This is a genomic window from Streptomyces zinciresistens K42 (genome assembly GCF_000225525.1).
Lineage (GTDB): Bacteria > Actinomycetota > Actinomycetes > Streptomycetales > Streptomycetaceae > Streptomyces > Streptomyces zinciresistens.
The window spans coordinates 24,043-44,758 of sequence record NZ_AGBF01000041.1; the positions used below are offsets into that span (position 1 = coordinate 24,043).

Here is a 20,716-nt window from a genome sequence, read left to right on the forward strand (position 1 = left end):
CCGTCAGGGCCGCGCGGCCCGGCGGTCGGTGATCAGCGCCATGCCGGCGCGGGCGAGGAGGCGGTCGGCTCCCCGGTCGCCCGAGAGCGGTCCGGGGACGGCGAGCGCTTCGGCGTCGAGCAGGCGCGCCAGTACGGCGGCCGTGCGGGCGCCTTGGATGCCGAGCGCCCGGACCGGGTCGGTCTCCAGGTCGCCCCGTACGTCGACGAGGCGGACGACGATGTCCTCCCGCTGGAAGACGGTGCTGCGGTGGACGGGGGAGGCGGGGTCGGCCGCCGCCGTCTCGTCCTGCCGGCCGAGCAGCCGGGCCAGCGCCGTCCCGCAGCCCTTGCGGGCCGGGTAGAACAGGGCGTGCCGCCGGACGCCGTCCGGCTCCGGGCCGCCGCGGGCCACGTGGTGCACGGGCGGCATGGCGGCCCGGACGAAGAAGGTGCGCGCGGAGTCGGGGTCGGTGAGGTCCCGGTGCTGCTCCAGATGGGGGTTGAGCGCCTCCTCGACGGCCCGTACCTCGGGCTGGCGGGAGACGTGGCGCAGCGCCGCCGTCAGGTCGCCCTCCACCTCGACGGTCCGCACGATCCGGTTGCCGTGCATGAAGAGGGTGGTGCGGCTCAGCCGGGTGGTGGCGTCGACGCGGGACTCGGGCGGGGCGTACCCGGCGAGGATCCGGGCGGCCTCGGACTCGGAGCCGGGCTTGACGGTGAAGGTCAGGGCGTGGCGGATCACGCCGTCGCCCACGCGTACGGTGCTCTGGAGCGCGCCGGCCCGCGGGTGCTCGCCGCCGGTCTCGCGGACGACGCCGTAGCGCAGCGAGCGCAGTTCGCGCACGCAGTTCTGCAGAGGCCGGACGGTCTCGATGTGGTCCTCGCTGTTGACCCAGGCGAGGTAGGGCGGGGCGGTGGCCCATTCGCTCGTGATGACCCACTGGGAGGGGTTCTCCACCGACTGGCACAGCTGGTCACCGAGGTGTCCGGGCACCGACGCGACCCGGTCGCGCATCTGCTCGTAGGCGTCCAGGAACTGCTGCTGGGTGCCTTCGTGGAGGTCGACGAGGAGGAGGACGCGCATTCTGGAGCCGTCGAACGCCGACTGGGACGTGTAGGGCGAAGTGGTCATCCGGGAGACCCTTCCTTCGCGGGAGCGAGCGGCGGCCGTCCCCGTCCACCTGCGCGAACGCGGGTTCCGGCCCTGAGCCTTCATCGTGGGTCAGGGCCCGGGGCTCCGCGAGCCACGCGGGCCAAAGGGGGGAACTGCCCGCCGGGCAGGCCGCAATGCCGCCGCGCGCCCCGGCCGGACACCGCGTCACCACCCCCGCGGAGCCCCCGTGCGGCCCTCGCGGACGGTGGTGCCCGGACACGCCGAAGGCGCCGCGGGACCGGCCTCGCGCCGAAGCCCGCCCCGGCCGGGGCGGCTTGGGTCACGAGGGGGTCCGCGGCGCCTTCGGGGGCGGGGACGGGGGGCGGGGACGCGCAGAGGCGACGCTACGTTCGGAACACGTCCTGGCCCGCCAGGTGCCGTTCGACGGTTTCGACCTTGGAGGTGAGGCCGTCGGTCACGCCGGGGCGGATGTCGGCCTTGAGGACCAGGGACACCCGGGGCGCCCGTGCCTCGACCGCGGCGACGGCCCGCCGGACGACGTCCATCACGTCCTCCCAGTCGCCCTCGACGCTGGTGAACATCGCGTCGGTGCGATGGGGCAGGCCGGACTCGCGGACCACGCGCACGGCGTCGGCGACGTACTCCCCCACGTCCTCGCCGACGCCGAGCGGCGTCACGGAAAACGCGACGATCATGCGCCGACGACACCTTCCTGGCGGGCGCGGGAGGCGATCACCGCGTCCTCGGCCTCGCGCTTGAGCCGGCGCTCGGCGAAGAAGCCGCCGCCCGGCAGGACGGAGAGGGCGAAGTAGAGCGCGGCGGTCTTCAGCGGCCACTTGGCGCGGTTCCAGGCGTCGGCCCAGAAGACCACGTAGAGGACGAAGAGGAAGCCGTGGACCGCGCCCATGACGGGCACCGCGTTGAAGTCCGTGGTCCGCTTCAGTACCGAGCAGACGAGCAGGAGCAGGAACGACACCGCTTCGGGCGCCGATACCAGGCGCAGGCGGCGGAGGGCGGTGGCGGTCTTGATGTCCACGGGTCACCTTCGATGGGGTCGGTGGGAGAGGGGCGCTCGGGCGGCGATCGGCTTGTGAACGCGAGCACAAACGCTCGCCCATTGTGGCAAACCCCGGGCGCGGCTCCGGTCCCGGGGTCGTGATCGCGTCCGGGGCGCGACGGGAGCGGGCGCCCTCCTCCCCGAGCCGGTCCGCCGGCGGCCGTCTCGGGGCCGGGTCGGGGCCGGGTCGGGGGTGAAGTACGTCCCAGGTACCTGTCGGCGGCGGCGGCCTGCGGATACCTTCGCTGCGTGGCGATGTTCCGACTTCAGGACAGCAAGGTCCTCGCCGTCGACATGACCGGAGACGCCGTGAAGGCGAAGAACGGCTCCATGGTCGCGTACGACGGCCAGATGGCCTTCAAGAAGATGAGCGGCGGCGGTGAGGGACTGCGGGGCATGGTGACCCGGCGGCTCACCGGCGAGCAGATGACGGTGATGGAGGTGAAGGGGCACGGGACGTGCTGGTTCGCGGACCGGGCCTCCGAGATCAACCTCGTCACCCTCCGGGGCGACACGCTCTACGTCGAGTCGAGCAATCTGCTCGCGACCGACGCGGGGCTGCGCACGGGCACGACCTTCACCGGACTGCGCGGCGCCTCCCAGGGCAACGGGCTGTTCACCACGACCGTGGAGGGGCACGGGCAGGCGGCGATCATGTCGGACGGCCAGGCGGTGGTGCTGCGGGTCAGCGCGCAGTACCCGCTGACCGTCGACCCGGGAGCGTACGTGGCGCACCAGGGGAACCTGCGGCAGTCCTTCCAGTCCGGTGTGACGTTCCGCACGCTGCTGGGCGAGGGCGGCGGGGAGGCGTTCCAGATCAGGTTCGAGGGGGACGGGCTGGTGTACGTGCAGCCGAGCGAGCGCAACACGATCGCGGGGGACGTCTGAGATGGCCTTCCGCGAGATCAACTCCAAGATGATCGAGGCCACCGTCGCGCCCGGCCAGAGGCTGTTCAGCCAGCGCGGCGCGATGCTGGCCTACCGGGGCGAGGTGTCCTTCACCCCGAACACGGCCGGCGGCCAGGGCGGGATCATGTCCATGATCGGGCGCCGGGTGGCGAACGAGGACACCCCGCTGATGACCGTCGAGGGCAGCGGCACCGTGCTCTTCGGGCACGGCGGGCACCACATCCAGGTGATCGGCCTCGCCGGGGACACCCTGTGCGTCGAGGCGGACCGGCTGCTCGCCTTCGAGGGCACGCTCCAGCAGGGCACGCTCTTCCTCGGCTCGCAGGGCGGGGTCATGGGCATGGTGCGGGGCCAGGTCAGCGGGCAGGGGCTGTTCACGACGACGCTGAAGGGGCACGGCGCCGTGGCGGTCATGGCGCACGGCGGGGTCTTCGAGATCCCGATCACCCCGCAGCGCCCCGTCCATGTCGACCCCCAGGCGTACGTCGCCCACCACGGCGACGTGCACAACAAGCTGTCGACCGCGCTCGGCTGGCGCGACATGGTGGGCCGCGGCTCCGGCGAGGCGTTCCAGCTGGAGCTGAGCGGCAGCGGCGCGGTGTACGTCCAGGCCTCGGAGGAGAAGCTGTGAGCCACTACCCCGGCGCGGGGCCCGCCGTGCACGACCCCATGACGCTGCCCTCCGACGACAACGTCAACGCCTACACCTTCTGCGTGGAGCTCAAGGGGAGCCAGTGGTTCCTGCAGAAGGGGAAGATGATCGCCTACTACGGCTCGATGGAGTTCAACGGCATCGGGCACGGCCGGCTCGACCGGCTCGTCCGTACGTCGTTCCATTCGCCTCTGCACGCGAGCGACTGGGTCGTCGCCGAGGGCTCGGGCAAGATGCTGCTGGCCGACCGGGCCTTCGACGTCAATTCGTACGACCTCGAAGACGGCAACCTGACCATTCGCTCCGGCAACCTGCTCGCTTTTCAGCCAAGTCTGACGCTCAAGCAGTCGATCGTGCCGGGATTCCTGACGCTCATCGGAACCGGGAAGTTCGTGGCCGCGTCCAACGGTCCGGTGGTGTTCATGGAACCCCCGATCAGGGTGGACCCGCAGGCGCTGGTGGGCTGGGCCGACTGCCCCTCCCCGTGCCACCACTACGACCATGGCTACATGACCGGCGTGATGGGCGGTCTACGTGCGCTGACGGGCCTCGGCGGGGCCTCCGGGGAGGAGCACCAGTTCGAGTTCGCGGGCGCCGGCACGGTGCTGCTGCAGTCGAGCGAGACCCTCATGGCCGAGCAGGCCACGGGGACCCCTCCGCCGGACGCCGGAGTGCCCGGTTCCGGCGGGGTCCGCACAGGGTCTTCACAAGCCGCCGGCACACCGCGCCTTCCCGGACAGCTGGGAGACCTCCAGCGTCGCTTCGGGCTGTGAGCGGTAGTCTGCGGAGTGTGACATCGAACGTGTGCGCACACCGCCGGTTCACGGACACACCCTCACTAGTTCGCCTTTCAACATTTTAGGTAGACTTCATTCATGGAGACCGAGACGGCCACCCCCTGGCTGACCGATGCGGAGCAGTGCGCCTGGCGCACCCACCTGGAGGTCAACAGGCTGTTGACGTACCAGCTCGAAAAGGACCTCCAGCCGTTCGGCCTGACGATGAACGACTACGAGATCCTGGTGAACCTCTCCGAGTCGGAGGGCGTACGGATGCGGATGAGCGACCTCGCGTCGGCGACCCTCCAGTCCAAGAGCCGCCTCTCCCACCAGATCACCCGGATGGAGAACGCGAACCTGGTCCGGCGCGAGAACTGCGAGTCCGACCGCCGCGGGCTCTACGCCGTCCTCACCGACCACGGCCTGGAGACCATGCGGAAGGTCGCGCCGCACCACGTGGCGTCCGTGCGCCGGCACTTCATCGACCTGCTGTCCCCCGACGCCCTGACCGAACTCGACAAGGCCCTCAAGCCGATCGCCGAGCACCTGCGCGGCCAGCGCGGCAGGCCGTAGCCGGACCCGGCCCGCGGCCTACCGCGCCCGCGGCAGGCGGAGTTCGAACAGGGCTCCGCCCGCCGGCGCCCGGTCGACGGTGAGCGTGCCCCCGTGCCGTACGGCCACGTCCCGCGCGATGGCCAGCCCCAGCCCGGCCCCGCCGTCGTCGCGGCTGCGGGCCTCGTCCAGCCGTACGAACCGCTCGAAGATCCGCTCGCGGTCGGCCTCGGCCACGCCGTCCCCGTCGTCCGCCACGGCGACGACGGCCCAGTCGCCCTCCTCGTGTTCACCGCGCTCCTCGCGGACGCTCACCGTGACCGCCGAGCGGGCATGGCGCGCCGCGTTGTCCAGCAGGTTGGTCAGCACCCGCCCCACCTGGCCCTTGGACCCGATCACCGGCAGCTCCGCGTCCGGTGCGTCGACGCTCACCCCGGCCCGGCCCCCGGCCTCCTCCCGGGCCAGCGCGCCCAGGTCGAACCGCGCCTGCCCCGGCCGCTCCCCCGCGTCCAGACGGGCCAGCAGCAGCAGATCGGCCGCGAGCACCTGGAGCCGTACGGTGTCGTGCACCGCGCCGTCCAGGTCCAGCAGCTCGGGGTGGGCGGCGCCCACCTCCAGCTGGGTGCGCAGCGAGGCGATCGGGCTGCGCAGTTCGTGCGAGGCGTCCGCGACGAAGCGGCGCTGGCGCTCCACGGAGGTCTCCAGGGCGGTCAGCGTCTCGTTGGTGGTCAGGGCGAGCCGGGCCACCTCGTCGTGCGTGGCCGGCACCGGGACCCGGCGGGCCAGGTCCTCGGAGGCGGTGATGGCGGCCATCTCGCGCCGGATGCCCTCGACGGGGCTGAGCGCGCGCCGGGTGACCAGCCAGGTGGCGCCGGCGACGACCGCGAGCAGCAGCGGGAAGCCGATCAGCATCACGGTGGTGGTGGTGCCGACCGCGCTGCGCTCGGCGGACAGCGGCGCCCCGGCGTACACGGTGAGCCGGCCGCGGTCCTCGAACTCCACGCGGACGGAGGCGAACCGGTAGTCCGCGCGCTGGCCGTCGACGGTGGCGGAGCCGTTGGTGTAGCCGGTGTCCGAGGCGATCTCACCGGGCTTGGGGGAGTCGTCCGCGCCGCCGTCGCCGGAGTCGTCGGAACCGCCGTCCCCCGAGTCGTCGGAGTCGTCCCGGCCGCCGCTCCTGTCCTTGTTCACGGTGGACGGTCGCGGCCGCACGGAGTCGACGCCCGTGCCGCTGATCTTCTGCAGGTCCTTGCTGACGGCGACGGGTGTCCCCTTCTCGTCGACGATCTGGACCGGGCGGTCGTCGTCGTCCAGGCCGGTCAGCTTGGCGTAGGGCCGGCCGTCGGCCAGCTCGACCGCGACGGCGCGGGCCGCGCCCGCCGCGTCGGTGCCCGCCTGCCCGGTCAGATTGGACCGCAGGGACAGCAGCACGGCGGTCCCGGCCGCCACCAGCGCCACCGCGACGACGAGGGTGGCGGCCAGCGTGGCCCGGGAGCGCACGGAGCCGAACAGCCGCCTCCTCACGGCGCCGCCTCCACCCGCTCCAGCCGGTATCCCGCGCCGCGCACCGTGCGGATCAGCCCGGCGTGCAGCTTGCGCCGCAGGGTGCTGACGTAGACCTCGACGATGTTCGGGTCGCCCTCGTAGGCGAAGTCCCAGACGTGCTCCAGGATCTCGGACTTGGACACCACCTCCCCGGCCCGCACGACCAGGGTCTCCAGCACCGCGAACTCCTTGGTCGTCAGGGGCACTTCGACCGCGCCCAGGAAGACCCTGCGGGCGGCCGTGTCGACCTTCAGGTCGCCGAGCACATGGACCGGCGAGGCCCCGGCCCCCTGTCCGCCGCGGCGCAGCAGCGCCTTCACGCGGGCGACGAGGACGACGTACGAGAACGGCTTGGTGAGGTAGTCGTCGGCGCCGGTGTCCAGCCCCTCGGCCTCGTCGTACTCGCCGTCCTTGGCGGTGAGCATGAGGATCGGCACGTCGTGGCCGGCGGCGCGCAGGGCGGCGCAGACCCGGTAGCCGTTCATGCCGGGCAGCATGATGTCGAGGATCACGAGGTCGTACACCCCCTCGCTCGCCCGGTGCAGCCCGTCGACGCCGTCGTGGACGACGTCGACGGCGTGTCCCTCGGCCGTCAGTCCCTGGGCGAGGGACCGGGCGAGGCGTTTCTCGTCCTCCACGATGAGCAGGCGCATGGGTACAGCCTGGCAAAGCCTCCCTGAAGATCTCTTCAGGGTCCTTCAGGTTCCTCTCAGCGTCGCTCCGGCACCTTGGTGGACGTCGAAAGGCAACGACTCCTCAGCAGTCGGCCGAACCGGGAGGGAACCCCATGAAGCGCAACATCGTCATCGCCACCGTCGCCGCCGCGACGCTCATCGGCGGCACGGTCGCCGCCTACGCGGTCGGGAACGACGGCGGCGCTCCGACGCAGAGCCCGTCCGGCACCCGGGTCGCCGACGACCGGGCCGGCACGGTGGACGACCGGACCGGCGACCGCAAGAGCGGCAACGGGTCCGCCGCGCGGCCCGCCGGGGCCAAGGTGAGCGCCGCCGACGCCATCACCGCCGCCCTGAAGAACACGCCGGGCACCGCGGTCGGCGTCTCCCTGGACGACGACGGCACCCGCGCCTGGGAGGTCGACGTGGTCAGGTCCAACGGCACCGAGCGCGACGTCCGCGTCTCCACGAGCACCGGCAAGGTCCTCGGCGCCCACCGGGACGACAGCGACGACCGCGACGACCACAACGGCCGCGGGGACCTCGCCCGTCTGAAGGGCACGTCGGTCGACGCCCGCGAGGCGGCCGTCGCCGGGGCGGCCAGGGGCACGGTCACCGACGTCGACCTCGACGACGACGGCCCCCGGGCCTGGAGCGTGAAGACCGCCAAGGGCGAGTTCAAGGTCGACCTGAAGACCGGCAAGGTCACCCAGTCCCGCGACGACCGCCGCGGTCACGACGACAGCGACGACCGCGACGACCGCGCCGGTCACGACGACCGCGGCCAGCGCGGCGGTCACGACGACGGCGACGACCGCGGCGACGACGACTGACCCCGGACCGCCGCACCGCGATCCCCGTCCCCCACCGGCCGAGGGGCGCCCCCGTCACGGGTGGCGCCCCTCGGCGCCGTCGCCGCCGCGCCCGCCGCCGCGCCCAGCGTCACGGCACCCGTCACCACCAGGCACCAGGCGGTCGGCAGCGCCGCGGCCAGCACCCCGGCACCCGCGGTGCCCGCCGTGGCACCCGCGTTGACGCCCGTGTTGACCCAGGCTCCCGCCCGCACCCGGGCCTCGGGCGCCGCCGCCTCGTCGGCGAGGAGGTACGCCGTGGTGAGGGCGGGCGCCACGAAGAGACCGGCGAGCGCCATGGCCGCCGCGAGGATCACCGTGCCGGGGGCCGCCGCGGCGGCGAGCACCGCCAGTCCGAGCCCGGCCGTCAGCAGCGGCAGCCGTACGCCCGCCGGGGTGCGCCAGGCGACGGCCCCGTTGAGCAGTCCGCCGACGGCGCTGCCCGCCGACAGGGCGGCCAGCACCCAGGCGACCGTCTCACCGCCCCGGCCGCGGCCCTCGACGTACGCCACGACGAGCAGTTCGACGGCGCCCAGCGTGAGGCCGACGCCGAGGGCGGCGGTCACCGGCCGCCGGATCCCGCCGAGGACCCGGCGCCCGCCCCGCGCGGACCGCCCGGCCGCGGGCGGGACCTCCCGGACGGCCGGGGACGTCACGAAGCCGGCCGTCCCGGCCGCGATCAGCAGCGCGCCGGCCGCGATGCCGAGGGCCGGCGGGGCGAGGGCGACGACCACGCCGACCAGCAGCGGACCGGAGACGAAGAGAAGCTCCTCGGCGACGGCGTCCAGGCTGTACGCCCGCTGGAGCAGCGCGCGGCCGGGTGCGAGCCGCCCCCACACCGCGCGCATGGCCGGGCCGAGCGGCGGGGTGCAGGCGCCCGCCGCCGCCGTCACCGCGCCGAGCACGAGCGGCGGGGTGCCCTGCGGACGCCACACGGCCACGGTGAGGACGCCCAGCAGGACGGTGTAGAGCGCGGCCATCGGCGCCAGGGCCCGGCGCGGCCCGTACCGGTCGATCAGCGCCGCCCGCGCGGGCGACAGGAAGACGCTGGTGCCGGAGAAGAGCGCCATCACGGCGCCGGCCACCGCGTACGACCCGGACGAGCGGGTCACGGCGAGCATCACGGACAGCGGGGCGACCGCGTACGAGAGCCCGGCCGAGCAGCGCGGCGGCGAAGGTGCGGCGGGCGTGGGGGACGCGCAGGACGGCGGCGTACGACGGCCGCGCGGGGGGCATGGCGGACACGGGGGTTCCTCGGCTCACGGCGGAAAAAGGGGACGCCTGTGCGCCGCGACGGTCCCGGCCGGCCGGCCGTCCACCGTGCGCGGGCGGGGTGTGCCCTAGGCCATGAGGAGGTGCATGGGCGTCAACTTAGCAGCGCGGCACCGGAGTCGGCCATGCCGCCGCCCCGGTCCGCCGCCCCGGTCCGGCCGGGCTCAGCGCGTCGTCAGTCCTGCCACCAGTTCGTCGGCCGCCCGGTAGGGGTCGAGTTCTCCGGTGACGATGCGCTCGGCGAGTGCGCCGAGGCGGCGGTCACCGTGGAGGTCCGCGATGCGCTCGCGCAGGGCGGTGACGGCGATGGCCTCCACCTCGCGGGCGGCGCGGGCCCGGCGGCGCTCGGCCAGGACGCCCCGCTCCTCCATCCAGGCACGGTGCTTCTCCAGCGCCTCCAGCACCTCGTCGATGCCCTCGGAGCGGGCGGCGACCGTCTTGACGATGGGCGGGCGCCAGTCGCCGGGGCCACGGGACTCACCGAGCCCGAGCATGTGGTTCAGCTCCCGCGCGGTGGCGTCGGCGCCGTCGCGGTCGGCCTTGTTGACGACGTACAGGTCGCCGATCTCCAGGATGCCCGCCTTGGCCGCCTGGATGCCGTCGCCCATGCCGGGGGCGAGCAGGACGACGGAGGTGTCGGCCTGGGAGGCGATCTCGACCTCGGACTGGCCCACGCCGACGGTCTCGACGAGGATCACCTCGCAGCCGGCCGCGTCGAGCACCCGGATCGCCTGCGGCGCGGCCCAGGCCAGGCCGCCCAGATGGCCGCGGGTCGCCATCGAGCGGATGTAGACCCCGGGGTCGGAGGCGTGCTCGGACATCCGGACCCGGTCGCCGAGCAGCGCGCCGCCCGAGAAGGGCGAGGACGGGTCGACGGCCAGGACGCCGACCCGCCTGCCCTGTCTGCGGTAGGCCGTCACCAGCGCCGAGGTGGAGGTCGACTTGCCCACGCCCGGCGAGCCGGTCAGGCCCACCACGTAGGCGTTGCCGGTCAGCGGGGCGAGGGCCGCCATGACCTCCCGCAGCTGCGGGGACGCCCCCTCCACGAGGGAGATCAGCCGGGCCACGGCACGCGGCCGGCCTTCCCTGGCCTGGGCCACCAGGGTGGAGACGTCCTGCATCACAGCTCCGTTCGCACAGTGTTCCCACAGAAGGAGGACTCAGGCCCTCGGTACCCGCACGATCAGGGCGTCGCCCTGGCCGCCGCCACCGCACAGCGCGGCCGCGCCGACCCCGCCGCCCCGGCGCTTCAGCTCCAGCGCCAGGTGCAGCACGAGCCGTGCGCCGGACATGCCGATCGGGTGGCCCAGGGCGATGGCACCACCGTTGACGTTCACCCTTTCCGTGGACACGCCGAGGTCCTTCATTGACTGCACGGCCACGGCGGCGAACGCCTCGTTGATCTCGATGAGATCGAGGTCGGAGACCTCCAGGCCCTCCTTGCCCAGGGCGTGCAGGATGGCGTTCGAGGGCTGGGACTGGAGGCTGTTGTCCGGGCCCGCGACATTGCCGTGCGCGCCGATCTCGGCGATCCAGTCCAGGCCGAGCTCCTGCGCCTTGGCCTTGCTCATGACGACGACGGCGGCGGCGCCGTCGGAGATCTGGGAGGCCGAGCCGGCCGTGATCGTGCCGTCCCGGGAGAACGCGGGGCGCAGCCTGCCCAGCGACTCGGCGGTGGTCTCGGCGCGGATGCCCTCGTCCTTGCTGAAGAGCACCGGGTCGCCCTTGCGCTGCGGGATCTCCACCGGGGTGATCTCGGCCTCGAACAGCCCGTTCTTCTGGGCGGCGGCGGCGCGTTGGTGGGAGAGGGCGGCGATCTCGTCCTGCTCGGGGCGGGCGATGCCGAGGCGGGTGTTGTGCTTCTCGGTGGACTCGCCCATGGCGATGCCCTCGAAGGAGTCGGTCAGACCGTCGTACGCCATGGCGTCGAGCATCTCGATCGCCCCGTACTTGAAGCCCTCGCGGGACTTCGGCAGCAGGTGGGGCGCGTTGGTCATGGACTCCTGGCCGCCCGCGACGACCACGTCGAACTCACCCGCGCGGATCAGCTGGTCGGCGAGCGCGACCGCGTCGAGGCCCGACAGGCAGACCTTGTTGACCGTCAGCGCCGGCACGCTCATGGGGATGCCGGCCTTGACCGCGGCCTGGCGCGCCGGGATCTGCCCCGCCCCGGCCTGGAGCACCTGGCCCATGATCACGTACTGGACCTGCTCGCCGCCGATCCCCGCACGGTCGAGGGCGGCCTTGATCGCGAAGCCGCCGAGGTCGGCCCCGGAGAAGGACTTCAGCGAGCCGAGCAGCCGCCCCATCGGGGTGCGGGCACCCGCGACGATGACGGACGTCGTGCCGTTTCCAGAAGACATCCCAGAAGACATGAGGTGCGATCCCCTTCCAGCTTGGACAGCCGAGGAGTGAACGAGGGTTTACTTCGAATGTACTGAGTGGCACTCCGTGCCGTCATCGGGCCGTCGGTGTGATCGCGCGCACGTTGCGTAACCACTCCAGGAGCGCTCCACTGAATCCCATGCTGACGAGAATCGACCACATCGGGATCGCCTGCTTCGACCTCGACAGGACCGTCGAGTTCTACCGGGCCACCTACGGCTTCGAGGTGTACCACTCGGAGGTCAACGAGGAGCAGGGTGTCCGCGAGGCCATGCTCAAGATCAACGAGACCTCCGACGGCGGCGCCTCCTACCTGCAGCTTCTCGAACCCACCCGGCCGGACTCCGCCGTGGCGAAGTGGCTCGACAAGAACGGCGAGGGGGTGCACCACATCGCCTTCGGCACGGCCGACGTCGACGCGGACGCCGCCGGCATCAAGGACAAGGGCGTACGCGTGCTCTACGAAGAGCCCCGGCGCGGCTCCATGGGGTCACGGATCACCTTCCTGCACCCCAAGGATTGTCACGGCGTACTGACAGAACTGGTCACTTCGGCGCCGGTTGAGTCACCTGAGCACTGACCCTCGTACATAGGGGCCGGTAGGGTTGGGGGCGGTCGCTCCCTGAACCGGGGTGGCCCGGTCCCGCCCTTTTGCGGGGGGACCGTTCCGGGGTCCGGTTTCGGGGGGCGAGCGTCGGGGCGGCAGCCCGTGCTCCGCCGTTGATCTGACACCATTCCCCGGGGGCACCGTTCGGCGGACGGACGGGGCTCGTATGGCCAGAGATGCGACCAGGGGACGGATGGGACCGCGCAGTGCGGGGCTACGAACGCCAGGAGCGAGAGCCGGCGGCTGACGTCGACCACCTCTCTCGGTTCGAGGCCGAGATGGATCGGCTGAAGACCGAGCGGGAGAAGGCGATCCAGCACGCCGAGGACCTCGGCTACCAGGTCGAGGTGCTGCGTGCGAAGCTGCACGAGGCTCGGCGCACCATCATGTCCCGGCCGGCCTTCGACGGCGGTGACATCGGCTACCAGGCAGAGCAGTTGCTGCGCAACGCGCAGGTGCAGGCCGACCAGTTGCGCCAGGAGGCCGAGCGCGAGCTCAGCCAGGCCCGCGCGCAGACGCAGCGCATCCTCCAGGAGCACGCCGAGCAGGCGGCCCGGCTCCAGGCGGAGCTGCACCAGGAGGCGGTGACCCGCCGCCAGCAGCTGGACCAGGAGCTGTCGGAGCGCCGGCAGACCGTCGAGTCCCACGTCAACGAGAACGTGGCGTGGGCCGAGCAGCTGCGCGCCCGCACCGAGCAGCAGGCCCGCCGGCTCCTCGACGAGTCGCGCACCGAGGCCGACCAGGCCATGACCTCGGCGCGCACGGAGGCCGAGCGGCTCACCGGCGAGGCCCGCCAGCGGCTGACGAGCGCGGCCGAGGAGGCCCGCGCGGAGGCGGACCAGATCCTGCGCCGGGCGCGGACGGACGCCGAGCGGCTGCTGAACGCCGCCTCGGCGCAGGCCCAGGAGGCCGCCGACCACGCCGAGCAGCTGCGCAGCTCCACCGCCGACGAGTCGGACACCGCCCGCCGGCGGGCCGGCGAGCTCAGCCGGGCGGCCGAGCAGCGCATGGCGGAGGCCGAGGAGGCGCTGCGCAAGGCGCAGACCGAGGCCGAGAAGCTGGTCGCCGAGGCGAAGACGGCCGCGGAGAAGGCCCTCGCGAGCGCCGAGTCGGCCAACGAGCAGCGCACGCGCACGGCGAAGGAGCAGGTCGCCCGGCTGGTCAGCGAGGCCACCAAGGAGGCCGAGAGCACCCGGTCGGACGCCGAGCAGGTCGTCGCCGACGCCCGCGCGGAGGCCGAGAAGATCGTCGCCGAGGCTTCCGAGAAGGCCCGCACGATCACCGCGGAGGAGAGCGCCACCCAGCTCTCCAAGGCGGCCAAGACCGCCGAGGACGTCCTCAACAAGGCCCAGCAGGACGCCCAGAACACCACCAAGGCCGCCTCCGAGGAGGCCGAGCGGATCCGCGGGGAGGCCGAGGCCGAGGCGGCCCGGCTGCACGGCGAGGCCAACGACATCGCCGAGCAGCTCAAGGGCGCGGCCAAGGACGACACCAAGGAGTACCGCGCCAAGACCGTCGAGCTCCAGGAGGAGGCCCGCCGGCTGCGCGGCGAGGCCGAGCACCTGCGCTCCGAGGCGGTCGCCGAGGGCGAGAAGATCCGCGCGGAGGCCCGCAAGGAGGCCGTCCAGCAGATCGAGGAGGCGGCCAAGACCGCCGAGGAACTGCTCGCCAAGGCCCGGCAGGACGCGGACGAGCTGCGCCAGAAGGCGACCACGGACAGCGAGAAGGTCCGCACCGAGGCCATCGAGCGCGCGACGACGCTGCGCCGGCAGGCCGAGGAGACCCTTCAGCGCACCCGCCAGGAGGCCGAGCGGCACCGCGAGGAGGTCGTCGAGCAGGCCGAGGGCGTCAAGGCCGACGCCGAGCGCGCCGCCCGCGAGCTGCACGAGGAGACCGAGCGGGGCGTCGAGGCCCGGCGCGCGGAGGCCGCCGAGGAGCTGACGCGCCTTCACACCGAGGCCGAGCAGCGGCTCACGGCCGCCGAGGAGGCGCTGAGCGAGGCCCGCGAGGCCGCCGCCCGCATCCGGCGCGAGGCCGGCGAGGAGACGGACCGGCTGCGCTCGGAGGCCGCCGAGCGGATCCGTACGCTCCGGCAGCAGGCCGAGGAGGAGGCCGACCGGCTGCGCACCGAGGCCGCCGCGGACGCGTCCGCGTCCCGTGCCGAGGGCGAGTCGGTCGCCGTACGGCTGCGCTCGGAGGCCGCCGTCGAGGCGGAGCGGCTGAAGTCGGAGGCGCAGGACACCGCCGACCGGGTGCGCGCCGAGGCGCAGTCCGCCGCCGAGCGGCTGGCGGCGGAGGCGTCCGAGACGCTGGCCGCCGCCCAGGAGGAGGCCGCCCGGCGCCGCCGCGAGGCCGACGAACTCCTCGGCTCCGCCCGGCAGGAGGCCGACCAGGAGCGCGAGCGGGCCCGCGAGCAGAGCGAGGAACTGCTGGCCTCCGCCCGCAACCGGGTGGAGGAGGCGCAGGCCGAGGCGGTTCGGCTGGTCGAGGAGGCCGACCGGCGCGCCACCGAGATGGTGTCGGCGGCCGAGCAGCACGCCCAGCAGGTCCGCGACTCGGTCTCCGGGCTGCACGAGCAGGCCCAGGAGGAGATCTCCGGGCTGCGCAGCGCCGCCGAGCACGTGGCGGACCGCACCCGCCGGGAGGCCGAGGAGGAGGCGGACCGGGTCCGTTCCGACGCCTACGCCGAGCGCGAGCGGGCCGGCGAGGACGCGGCCCGGATGCGGCGCGAGGCCAACGAGGAGTCCGAGGCCGCCAAGTCCCTCGCCGAGCGCACGGTCGGGGAGGCGATCGCCGAGGCGGACCGGCTGCGTTCGGACTCCGCCGAGTACGCGCAGCGCCTGCGCAGCGAGGCGTCCGACAAGCTCGCCGAGGCCGACCAGGCCGCGTCGCGGACCCGGGCGGACGCCCGCGAGGACGCCAACCGGATGCGCTCGGACGCGGCGACGCAGGCCGACACCCTCATCACCGAGGCCCGCTCGGAGGCGGAGCGGCTCCAGGCGGAGACCGTCACCGAGGCCGACCGGGTGCGGGCCGATGCCCTCGCGCGGGCCGAGAAGCTGGTCGGCGACGCCACCTCGGATGCGGAGCGGCTGCGCGCCGGGGCCGCCGAGACGGTGGGGTCGGCCCAGCAGCACGCCGATCGCATGCGCGGCGACTCCGAGCGGCTGCGGGCCGAGGCGGCGGCGGAGGCCGAGCGGCTGGTGTCCGCGGCGCGCACGGAGGCCGAGCGCACCCTGGACGAGGCGCGCAAGGACGCCAACAAGCGGCGCTCGGAGGCGGCCGAGCAGGTCGACCTGCTCATCACCGAGACCACGGCCGAGGCCGACAAGCTGCTCACCGAGGCGCAGCAGCAGGCGCACCGCACGACCGCGGACGCCGAGGGGCAGGCCGACACCATGGTGGGGGCCGCCCGTACGGAGGCCGACCGGCTGGTCTCCGAGGCGACGGTCGAGGGCAACTCCCTGGTGGAGAAGGCCCGTACGGACGCCGACGAGCTGCTGGTCGGGGCCCGCCGGGACGCCACGGCGATCCGGGAGCGGGCGGAGGAGCTGCGCGAGCGCGTCACCGGGGAGATCGAGTCGCTGCACGAGCGGGCCCGCCGTGAGTCGGCCGAGACGATGAGGTCGGCGGGCGACCGCTGCGACGCGCTGATCAAGGCGGCCGAGGAGCAGTTGGCCAAGGCGCAGGCGAAGGCGAAGGAACTGGTCTCGGAGGCCAACTCCGAGGCGGGCAAGGTCCGTATCGCCGCCGTGAAGAAGGCCGAGGGGCTGCTCAAGGAGGCCGAGCTGAAGCGCGGGTCGCTGGTGCGGGAGGCCGAGGAGCTGAAGGCCGAGGCGATCCGCGAGGCCAAGCGCACGGTCGAGGAGGGCAAGCGCGAGCTGGAGGTCCTGGTGCGCCGGCGTGAGGACATCAACGCCGAGATCTCCCGGGTGCAGGACGTCCTGGAGGCGCTGGAGTCCTTCGAGGCGCCGGGCGGCGCCAAGGACGGCGGGGTCAAGGCGGGGGCGACGGTCGGGGCGCCCCGATCGGGTGGCAAGCCGTCCGACGGGTAGGGGGCGCGCGTGTTCCGACGCGCGCGTTCCGACGCGCCCTGGGGGTTTTGACCCGGTTTTTGGCAAGCCGTCCGAAGGTTAGCCACTCAAAAGGGGTCTCATTCTCCAGATCAAACACGTATCCGCTCGATGACACACCGCTCAGGCCCCTAGGATTCCACTTATCACCTCACCGGTCTCATTCGACAGGAACCCCATGAGCGACACTTCCCCCTACGGCTTCGAGCTTGTGCGGCGTGGGTACGACCGCGCTCAGGTGGACGAACGGATCTCGAAGCTCGTCTCCGACCGTGACAGCGCTCTCACCCGCATCACCGCTCTGGAAAAGCGCATCGAGGAGCTCCACCTCGAAACGCAGAACGCCCAGGCCGCCGTGACCGACGCGGAGCCGTCGTACGCCGGCCTCGGCGCGCGTGTCGAGAAGATCCTCCGCCTCGCCGAGGAGGAGGCAAAGGATCTGCGCGAGGAGGCCCGCCGCGCGGCCGAGCAGCACCGCGAGCTGGCCGAGTCGGCGGCCCAGCAGGTCCGCAACGACGCGGAGTCGTTCGCCGCGGAGCGCAAGTCCAAGGCCGAGGACGAGGGCGTCCGGATCGTCGAGAAGGCCAAGAGCGACGCCTCGCAGCTGCGTTCCGAGGCCCAGAAGGACGCTCAGTCCAAGCGTGAGGAGGCGGACGCCCTCTTCGAGGAGACCCGCGCGAAGGCCGCGCAGGCGGCTGCCGACTTCGAGACGAACCTGGCCAAGCGCCGCGAGCAGTCCGAGCGCGACCTGGCCTCCCGTCAGGCCAAGGCCGAGAAGCGCCTCGCCGAGATCGAGCACCGCGCCGAGCAGCTGCGCCTGGAGGCCGAGAAGCTGCGGACCGACGCCGAGCGCCGCGCCCGCCAGACGGTCGAGACGGCTCAGCGCCAGGCCGAGGACATCGTGGCCGACGCCAACGCGAAGGCCGACCGGATCCGTTCGGAGTCCGAGCGCGAGCTGGCGGCCCTCACCAACCGCCGCGACAGCATCAACGCCCAGCTGACGAACGTCCGCGAGATGCTGGCGACCCTCACGGGTGCCGCCGTCGCCGCCGCCAGTTCCCCGGCCGACGACGAGCCGATCTCCCGTGGTGTCCCGGCGCAGCAGTCCCGGTGACCGTGTGAGGTAGGACGACACGGGTCCGCTTCCCCGTCAGGGGGGGCGGACCCGCGTCATGTCCGGCGGGCCGGCCGGGGCCCGCCGTCGCCCGGTGGCGGACCTCTGTTTGCCCGCCCGGGTGGCACCGGCCCAACGGCCGCCCTAGCGTGGCCGCATGATTGAGCTCTCGGGGCTGACCAAGCGGTACGGCGACAAGGTGGCTGTCAACAACCTCTCCTTCACCGTCAGACCGGGCATCGTCACGGGTTTCCTCGGTCCCAACGGCGCGGGCAAGTCGACCACCATGCGGATGATCCTGGGCCTGGACCATCCCACCGCGGGCGACGTGCGGATCGACGGACGGCACTACGAACAGCTCAAGGACCCCCTGACGGCCATCGGCGCCCTGCTGGAGGCCAAGGCGTGGCACGGCGGGCGCAGCGCCCGCAACCATCTGCTCTGCCTCGCGCAGAGCAACGGCATCGCGGACTCCCGGGTGCGCGAGGTGCTGGAGACGGTGGGGCTGACGGCGGTCGCCCGCAAGAAGACCAAGGGCTTCTCGATGGGCATGGGCCAGCGGCTCGGCATCGCCGCCGCGCTGCTGGGCGACCCCCGCATCCTGATGTTCGACGAGCCGGTCAACGGTCTGGACCCCGAGGGCATCCACTGGATCCGCAACCTGATGAAGTCGCTCGCCGGGCAGGGCCGTACCGTCTTCGTCTCCTCCCATCTGATGAGCGAGATGGCGCTGACCGCCGAGCACCTGGTCGTGATCGGGCAGGGCCGGCTGCTCGCCGACACCTCGATGGCCGATTTCATCGCGCGGAACTCCAGGTCGTACGTCCGCGTCCGCACCCCGCAGCGCGAGCGGATGCGCGACGTGCTGCACACGGCCGGGATCACGGCCGTGGAGGCGGGCGGCGGCGCGCTGGAGGTGGACGGCGGCAAGCCCGAGCGGATCGGGGAGCTGGCGGCGCAGCACCAGATCGTGCTCCACGAGCTCAGTTCGCAACAGGCATCGCTGGAGGAGGCGTTCATGGGGCTGACGGCGGAGTCGGTGGAGTACCACGCACAGGCCGGACCGGCCCCGGGACCGGCTCCCGGGCAGGCCCCCGGACCGGCCCCCGGGCAGGCATGGGGCGACGGCTGGAGGAAGGGCTGAGATGGCGACGACCCAGGTACTGCGCTCCGAGTGGACCAAGATCAGGTCGGTGGCGTCGACGGTGTGGACGCTGTCGCTCGCCGTGGTGGTCACCGTCGCCCTCGGGATGCTGATCGCCGCGCTGTCGAACAGCGACTTCGACAGCCTGAGCGCCCGGGACCGGCTCTCCTTCGATCCGACCTACATCAGCTTCGCCGGGATGAGCCTCGGCCAGCTGGCGATGATCGTGTTCGGGGTGCTGGTCGTGTCCAACGAGTACAGCACCGGCATGATCCGCACCTCGCTGGCCGCCGTGCCGCGGCGCGGGACCTTCCTCTTCAGCAAGATCGCGGTGGCGACGGGCCTCTCCCTGCTCGTCGGCCTGGCCACCAGCTTCCTCACGTTCTTCCTGGGGCAGGCGATGCTGGGCGAGCACCGGGCGCAGATCGGTGACCCGGGGGTGCTGCGGGCGGTCTTCGGCGGCGGCCTGTACATGATGCTGATCGCGATGTTCTCGATGGGCGTGGCCGCGATGCTGCGTTCGCCGATGCTCTCGCTGGGCATCCTGATGCCGTTCTTCTTCCTCGTCTCCAACATCCTCGGCAATGTCTCCGCCACCCAGAAGGTCGGCCGCTACCTGCCCGACCAGGCCGGCAGCCGCATCCTCCAGGTGGTGACCCCGATCGACGACGACAAGCCGTACGGCCCCTGGGGCGGCCTCGGGATCATGGCGCTGTGGGTGATCGCGGCGATCGCCGGCGGCTACGTGACCCTGCGCAAGCGGGACGCCTGACGCGGCGCGGGTGCCTCCCGGAGGGGGCGGCACCCGCCATGGCGTGAAGTTTTTACCCGCCCTTGAGCGGAACCGTCAGCTCCTCGATATCCTCCTAAGCCTTACGGGGGGCGTGCGCCCCGCTGTCCAGAACCTTTCGATGGGTGCGGAGCATGATCGAGGCAGTCGGCCTGACCAAGCGCTACGGCGACAAGACCGCTGTGTACAACCTGTCCTTCCAGGTGCGGCCCGGCGCCGTCACCGGCTTCCTCGGCCCCAACGGCTCGGGCAAGTCCACGACGATGCGCATGATCCTCGGCCTGGACAACCCGACGGCGGGCCATGTCACGATCGGCGGCTACCCGTACCGCAGGCTGCCCAACGCCCCCCGCCAGGTCGGCGCCCTGCTCGACGCCAAGGCAGTGCACGGCGGCCGGGCCGCCCGCAGCCACCTGCTGAGCCTGGCCCAGCTCTCCGGCATCCCGGCCCGCCGGGTCGACGAGGTGCTGGGCGTGGTGGGCCTCCAGGACGTGGCCGGGCGGCGCTCCAACGGCTTCTCCCTCGGCATGGGCCAGCGGCTCGGCATCGCCGCCGCGCTGCTCGGCGACCCCCAGGTGCTGCTGTTCGACGAGCCGGTCAACGGCCTCGACCCGGAGGGCATCCTCTGGGTGCGCAACCTGATGAAGTCGCTCGCGGCCGAGGGCCGTACCGTCTTCGTCTCCTCGCACCTGATGAGCGAGATGGCGCTGACCGCCGACCATCTGATCGTGATCGGGCGCGGACAGCTCCTGGCCGACATGAGGGTGCCGGACTTCATCGCCGCGAACTCCGCCGGCTTCGCCCGGGTGCGCACACCCGACACCGAGCCGCAGTTGCGCGAGAAGCTGGCGGGCGCGCTGACCGAGGCGGGCGGCCATGTACTGCCCGAGCAGGACGGCGGGCTGCGGGTGACGGGGCTGGCGCTGCCCCGCATCAGCGACATCGCGCACGACGCCGACGTACGGCTGTGGGAGCTGTCGCCGCACCAGGCGTCGCTGGAGGAGGCGTACATGCGGATGACGCAGGGCGCCGTCGACTACCGCTCGACCGCCGACGAGAAGGCCGGGCTCCACCAGCCGCTGCCGCCCGGCGCCCAGCCTCCGATGCCGGTTCCGGGCCAGGGCCAGCCGGGCTGGTACGCACCGCCGCCGCCCCAGCCGGGCGCGCAGCCCTTCCCGGGCGCGCAGGACCAGCCGCAGCAGGGCGTGCCGGGGCAG

Annotated in this window: 18 protein-coding genes and 1 pseudogene; 11 read left to right on the plus strand and 8 right to left on the minus strand. The window is 73.0% G+C overall.

Annotation, left to right across the window (positions count from 1 at the left end; all coding sequences use genetic code 11):
* Positions 1-3: 3 nt before the first annotated feature.
* The 3 genes from SZN_RS15055 to SZN_RS15065 all read right to left on the minus strand — a co-directional run bounded on the left by SZN_RS15055 (position 4) and on the right by SZN_RS15065 (position 2,131).
* Complete coding sequence (locus SZN_RS15055; protein WP_007495838.1) at positions 4-1,113, minus strand: SchA/CurD-like domain-containing protein; 1,110 nt, start codon at positions 1,111-1,113, stop codon at positions 4-6.
* A gap of 365 nt (positions 1,114-1,478) precedes the next feature.
* Positions 1,479-1,790: an MTH1187 family thiamine-binding protein gene (locus SZN_RS15060; protein ID WP_007495840.1), complete on the minus strand. Its 312-nt coding sequence runs from the start codon at positions 1,788-1,790 to the stop codon at positions 1,479-1,481.
* Positions 1,787-2,131 carry a DUF3817 domain-containing protein gene (locus tag SZN_RS15065; protein WP_007495842.1) on the minus strand — a complete coding sequence of 115 codons (345 nt, stop codon included), beginning with the start codon at positions 2,129-2,131 and terminating at the stop codon, positions 1,787-1,789. The genes SZN_RS15060 and SZN_RS15065 overlap by 4 nt, the downstream gene beginning before the upstream one ends.
* Positions 2,132-2,407: 276 nt before the next feature.
* Here SZN_RS15065 and SZN_RS15070 point away from each other — a divergent pair, with 276 nt between their 5' ends.
* The 4 genes from SZN_RS15070 to SZN_RS15085 all read left to right on the plus strand — a co-directional run bounded on the left by SZN_RS15070 (position 2,408) and on the right by SZN_RS15085 (position 5,065).
* The gene (locus SZN_RS15070) at positions 2,408-3,040 is read left to right on the plus strand and encodes an AIM24 family protein (RefSeq protein ID WP_007495844.1); all 633 of its coding nucleotides are present in this window, start codon (positions 2,408-2,410) and stop codon (positions 3,038-3,040) included.
* Between the two features lies 1 nt (position 3,041).
* Complete coding sequence (locus SZN_RS15075) at positions 3,042-3,692, plus strand: AIM24 family protein (RefSeq protein ID WP_007495845.1); 651 nt, start codon at positions 3,042-3,044, stop codon at positions 3,690-3,692.
* Positions 3,689-4,486 (plus strand): AIM24 family protein, encoded by a 798-nt coding sequence (locus SZN_RS15080; RefSeq protein WP_007495848.1) that lies wholly within the window; start codon positions 3,689-3,691, stop codon positions 4,484-4,486. The genes SZN_RS15075 and SZN_RS15080 overlap by 4 nt, the downstream gene beginning before the upstream one ends.
* A 102-nt stretch (positions 4,487-4,588) precedes the next feature.
* Positions 4,589-5,065: a MarR family winged helix-turn-helix transcriptional regulator gene (locus SZN_RS15085; protein WP_007495850.1), complete on the plus strand. Its 477-nt coding sequence runs from the start codon at positions 4,589-4,591 to the stop codon at positions 5,063-5,065.
* 18 nt (positions 5,066-5,083) lie between these two features.
* On the opposite strand, the gene SZN_RS15090 is transcribed toward SZN_RS15085, so the two are convergent.
* Positions 5,084-6,568 carry a sensor histidine kinase gene (locus SZN_RS15090; protein ID WP_007495851.1) on the minus strand — a complete coding sequence of 495 codons (1,485 nt, stop codon included), beginning with the start codon at positions 6,566-6,568 and terminating at the stop codon, positions 5,084-5,086.
* The gene (locus tag SZN_RS15095; protein WP_007495853.1) at positions 6,565-7,242 is read right to left on the minus strand and encodes a response regulator transcription factor; all 678 of its coding nucleotides are present in this window, start codon (positions 7,240-7,242) and stop codon (positions 6,565-6,567) included. The genes SZN_RS15090 and SZN_RS15095 overlap by 4 nt, the downstream gene beginning before the upstream one ends.
* A gap of 134 nt (positions 7,243-7,376) precedes the next feature.
* On the opposite strand from SZN_RS15095, the gene SZN_RS15100 reads away from it, so the two are divergent.
* Entirely contained in the window at positions 7,377-8,096 is a 720-nt protein-coding gene (locus SZN_RS15100; protein WP_007495855.1) for a PepSY domain-containing protein, read from the plus strand.
* On the opposite strand, the pseudogene SZN_RS15105 reads toward SZN_RS15100, so the two are convergent.
* From SZN_RS15105 to SZN_RS15115, 3 genes and pseudogenes are all read right to left on the minus strand, one after another.
* Positions 8,060-9,350: pseudogene (locus SZN_RS15105) on the minus strand (MFS transporter). The gene SZN_RS15100 and the pseudogene SZN_RS15105 sit on opposite strands and share 37 nt — an antisense overlap.
* A gap of 200 nt (positions 9,351-9,550) precedes the next feature.
* Positions 9,551-10,507, minus strand: a complete 957-nt coding sequence (meaB, locus tag SZN_RS15110) for a methylmalonyl Co-A mutase-associated GTPase MeaB (RefSeq protein WP_007495859.1) — start codon at positions 10,505-10,507, stop codon at positions 9,551-9,553.
* Between the two features lie 39 nt (positions 10,508-10,546).
* Positions 10,547-11,749, minus strand: a complete 1,203-nt coding sequence (locus SZN_RS15115; protein WP_043730745.1) for an acetyl-CoA C-acetyltransferase — start codon at positions 11,747-11,749, stop codon at positions 10,547-10,549.
* 161 nt (positions 11,750-11,910) lie between these two features.
* Here SZN_RS15115 and mce point away from each other — a divergent pair, with 161 nt between their 5' ends.
* From mce to SZN_RS15145, 6 genes are all read left to right on the plus strand, one after another.
* Positions 11,911-12,351: a methylmalonyl-CoA epimerase gene (gene mce, locus SZN_RS15120; RefSeq protein WP_007495863.1), complete on the plus strand. Its 441-nt coding sequence runs from the start codon at positions 11,911-11,913 to the stop codon at positions 12,349-12,351.
* Positions 12,352-12,584: 233 nt separating this feature from the next.
* Entirely contained in the window at positions 12,585-16,433 is a 3,849-nt protein-coding gene (scy, locus tag SZN_RS15125) for a polarized growth protein Scy (protein ID WP_007495865.1), read from the plus strand.
* Between the two features lie 196 nt (positions 16,434-16,629).
* Positions 16,630-17,565 (plus strand): coiled-coil domain-containing protein, encoded by a 936-nt coding sequence (locus SZN_RS15130; protein WP_007495867.1) that lies wholly within the window; start codon positions 16,630-16,632, stop codon positions 17,563-17,565.
* A 157-nt stretch (positions 17,566-17,722) separates the two neighbouring features.
* Complete coding sequence (locus SZN_RS15135; RefSeq protein ID WP_007495868.1) at positions 17,723-18,709, plus strand: ABC transporter ATP-binding protein; 987 nt, start codon at positions 17,723-17,725, stop codon at positions 18,707-18,709.
* 1 nt (position 18,710) lies between these two features.
* Positions 18,711-19,481 carry an ABC transporter permease gene (locus SZN_RS15140; RefSeq protein ID WP_007495870.1) on the plus strand — a complete coding sequence of 257 codons (771 nt, stop codon included), beginning with the start codon at positions 18,711-18,713 and terminating at the stop codon, positions 19,479-19,481.
* Between the two features lie 152 nt (positions 19,482-19,633).
* Positions 19,634-20,716 (plus strand): ATP-binding cassette domain-containing protein (locus SZN_RS15145; protein WP_007495872.1); only part of this gene is annotated, 1,083 nt, incomplete at its 3' end.

What these genes read in the sequence shown, in the direction of transcription:
- SZN_RS15055 (WP_007495838.1), bottom strand. Translation starts at nt 1,113, where the DNA reads ATGACCACTTCGCCCTACACGTCCCAGTCGGCGTTCGACGGCTCCAGA.
- SZN_RS15060 (WP_007495840.1), bottom strand. Translation starts at nt 1,790, where the DNA reads ATGATCGTCGCGTTTTCCGTGACGCCGCTCGGCGTCGGCGAGGACGTG.
- SZN_RS15070 (WP_007495844.1), top strand. Translation starts at nt 2,408, where the DNA reads ATGTTCCGACTTCAGGACAGCAAGGTCCTCGCCGTCGACATGACCGGA.
- SZN_RS15075 (WP_007495845.1), top strand. Translation starts at nt 3,042, where the DNA reads ATGGCCTTCCGCGAGATCAACTCCAAGATGATCGAGGCCACCGTCGCG.
- SZN_RS15085 (WP_007495850.1), top strand. Translation starts at nt 4,589, where the DNA reads ATGGAGACCGAGACGGCCACCCCCTGGCTGACCGATGCGGAGCAGTGC.
- SZN_RS15095 (WP_007495853.1), bottom strand. Translation starts at nt 7,242, where the DNA reads ATGCGCCTGCTCATCGTGGAGGACGAGAAACGCCTCGCCCGGTCCCTC.
- SZN_RS15100 (WP_007495855.1), top strand. Translation starts at nt 7,377, where the DNA reads ATGAAGCGCAACATCGTCATCGCCACCGTCGCCGCCGCGACGCTCATC.
- meaB (WP_007495859.1), bottom strand. Translation starts at nt 10,507, where the DNA reads ATGCAGGACGTCTCCACCCTGGTGGCCCAGGCCAGGGAAGGCCGGCCG.
- SZN_RS15115 (WP_043730745.1), bottom strand. Translation starts at nt 11,749, where the DNA reads ATGTCTTCTGGAAACGGCACGACGTCCGTCATCGTCGCGGGTGCCCGC.
- mce (WP_007495863.1), top strand. Translation starts at nt 11,911, where the DNA reads ATGCTGACGAGAATCGACCACATCGGGATCGCCTGCTTCGACCTCGAC.
- SZN_RS15130 (WP_007495867.1), top strand. Translation starts at nt 16,630, where the DNA reads ATGAGCGACACTTCCCCCTACGGCTTCGAGCTTGTGCGGCGTGGGTAC.
- SZN_RS15135 (WP_007495868.1), top strand. Translation starts at nt 17,723, where the DNA reads ATGATTGAGCTCTCGGGGCTGACCAAGCGGTACGGCGACAAGGTGGCT.
- SZN_RS15140 (WP_007495870.1), top strand. Translation starts at nt 18,711, where the DNA reads ATGGCGACGACCCAGGTACTGCGCTCCGAGTGGACCAAGATCAGGTCG.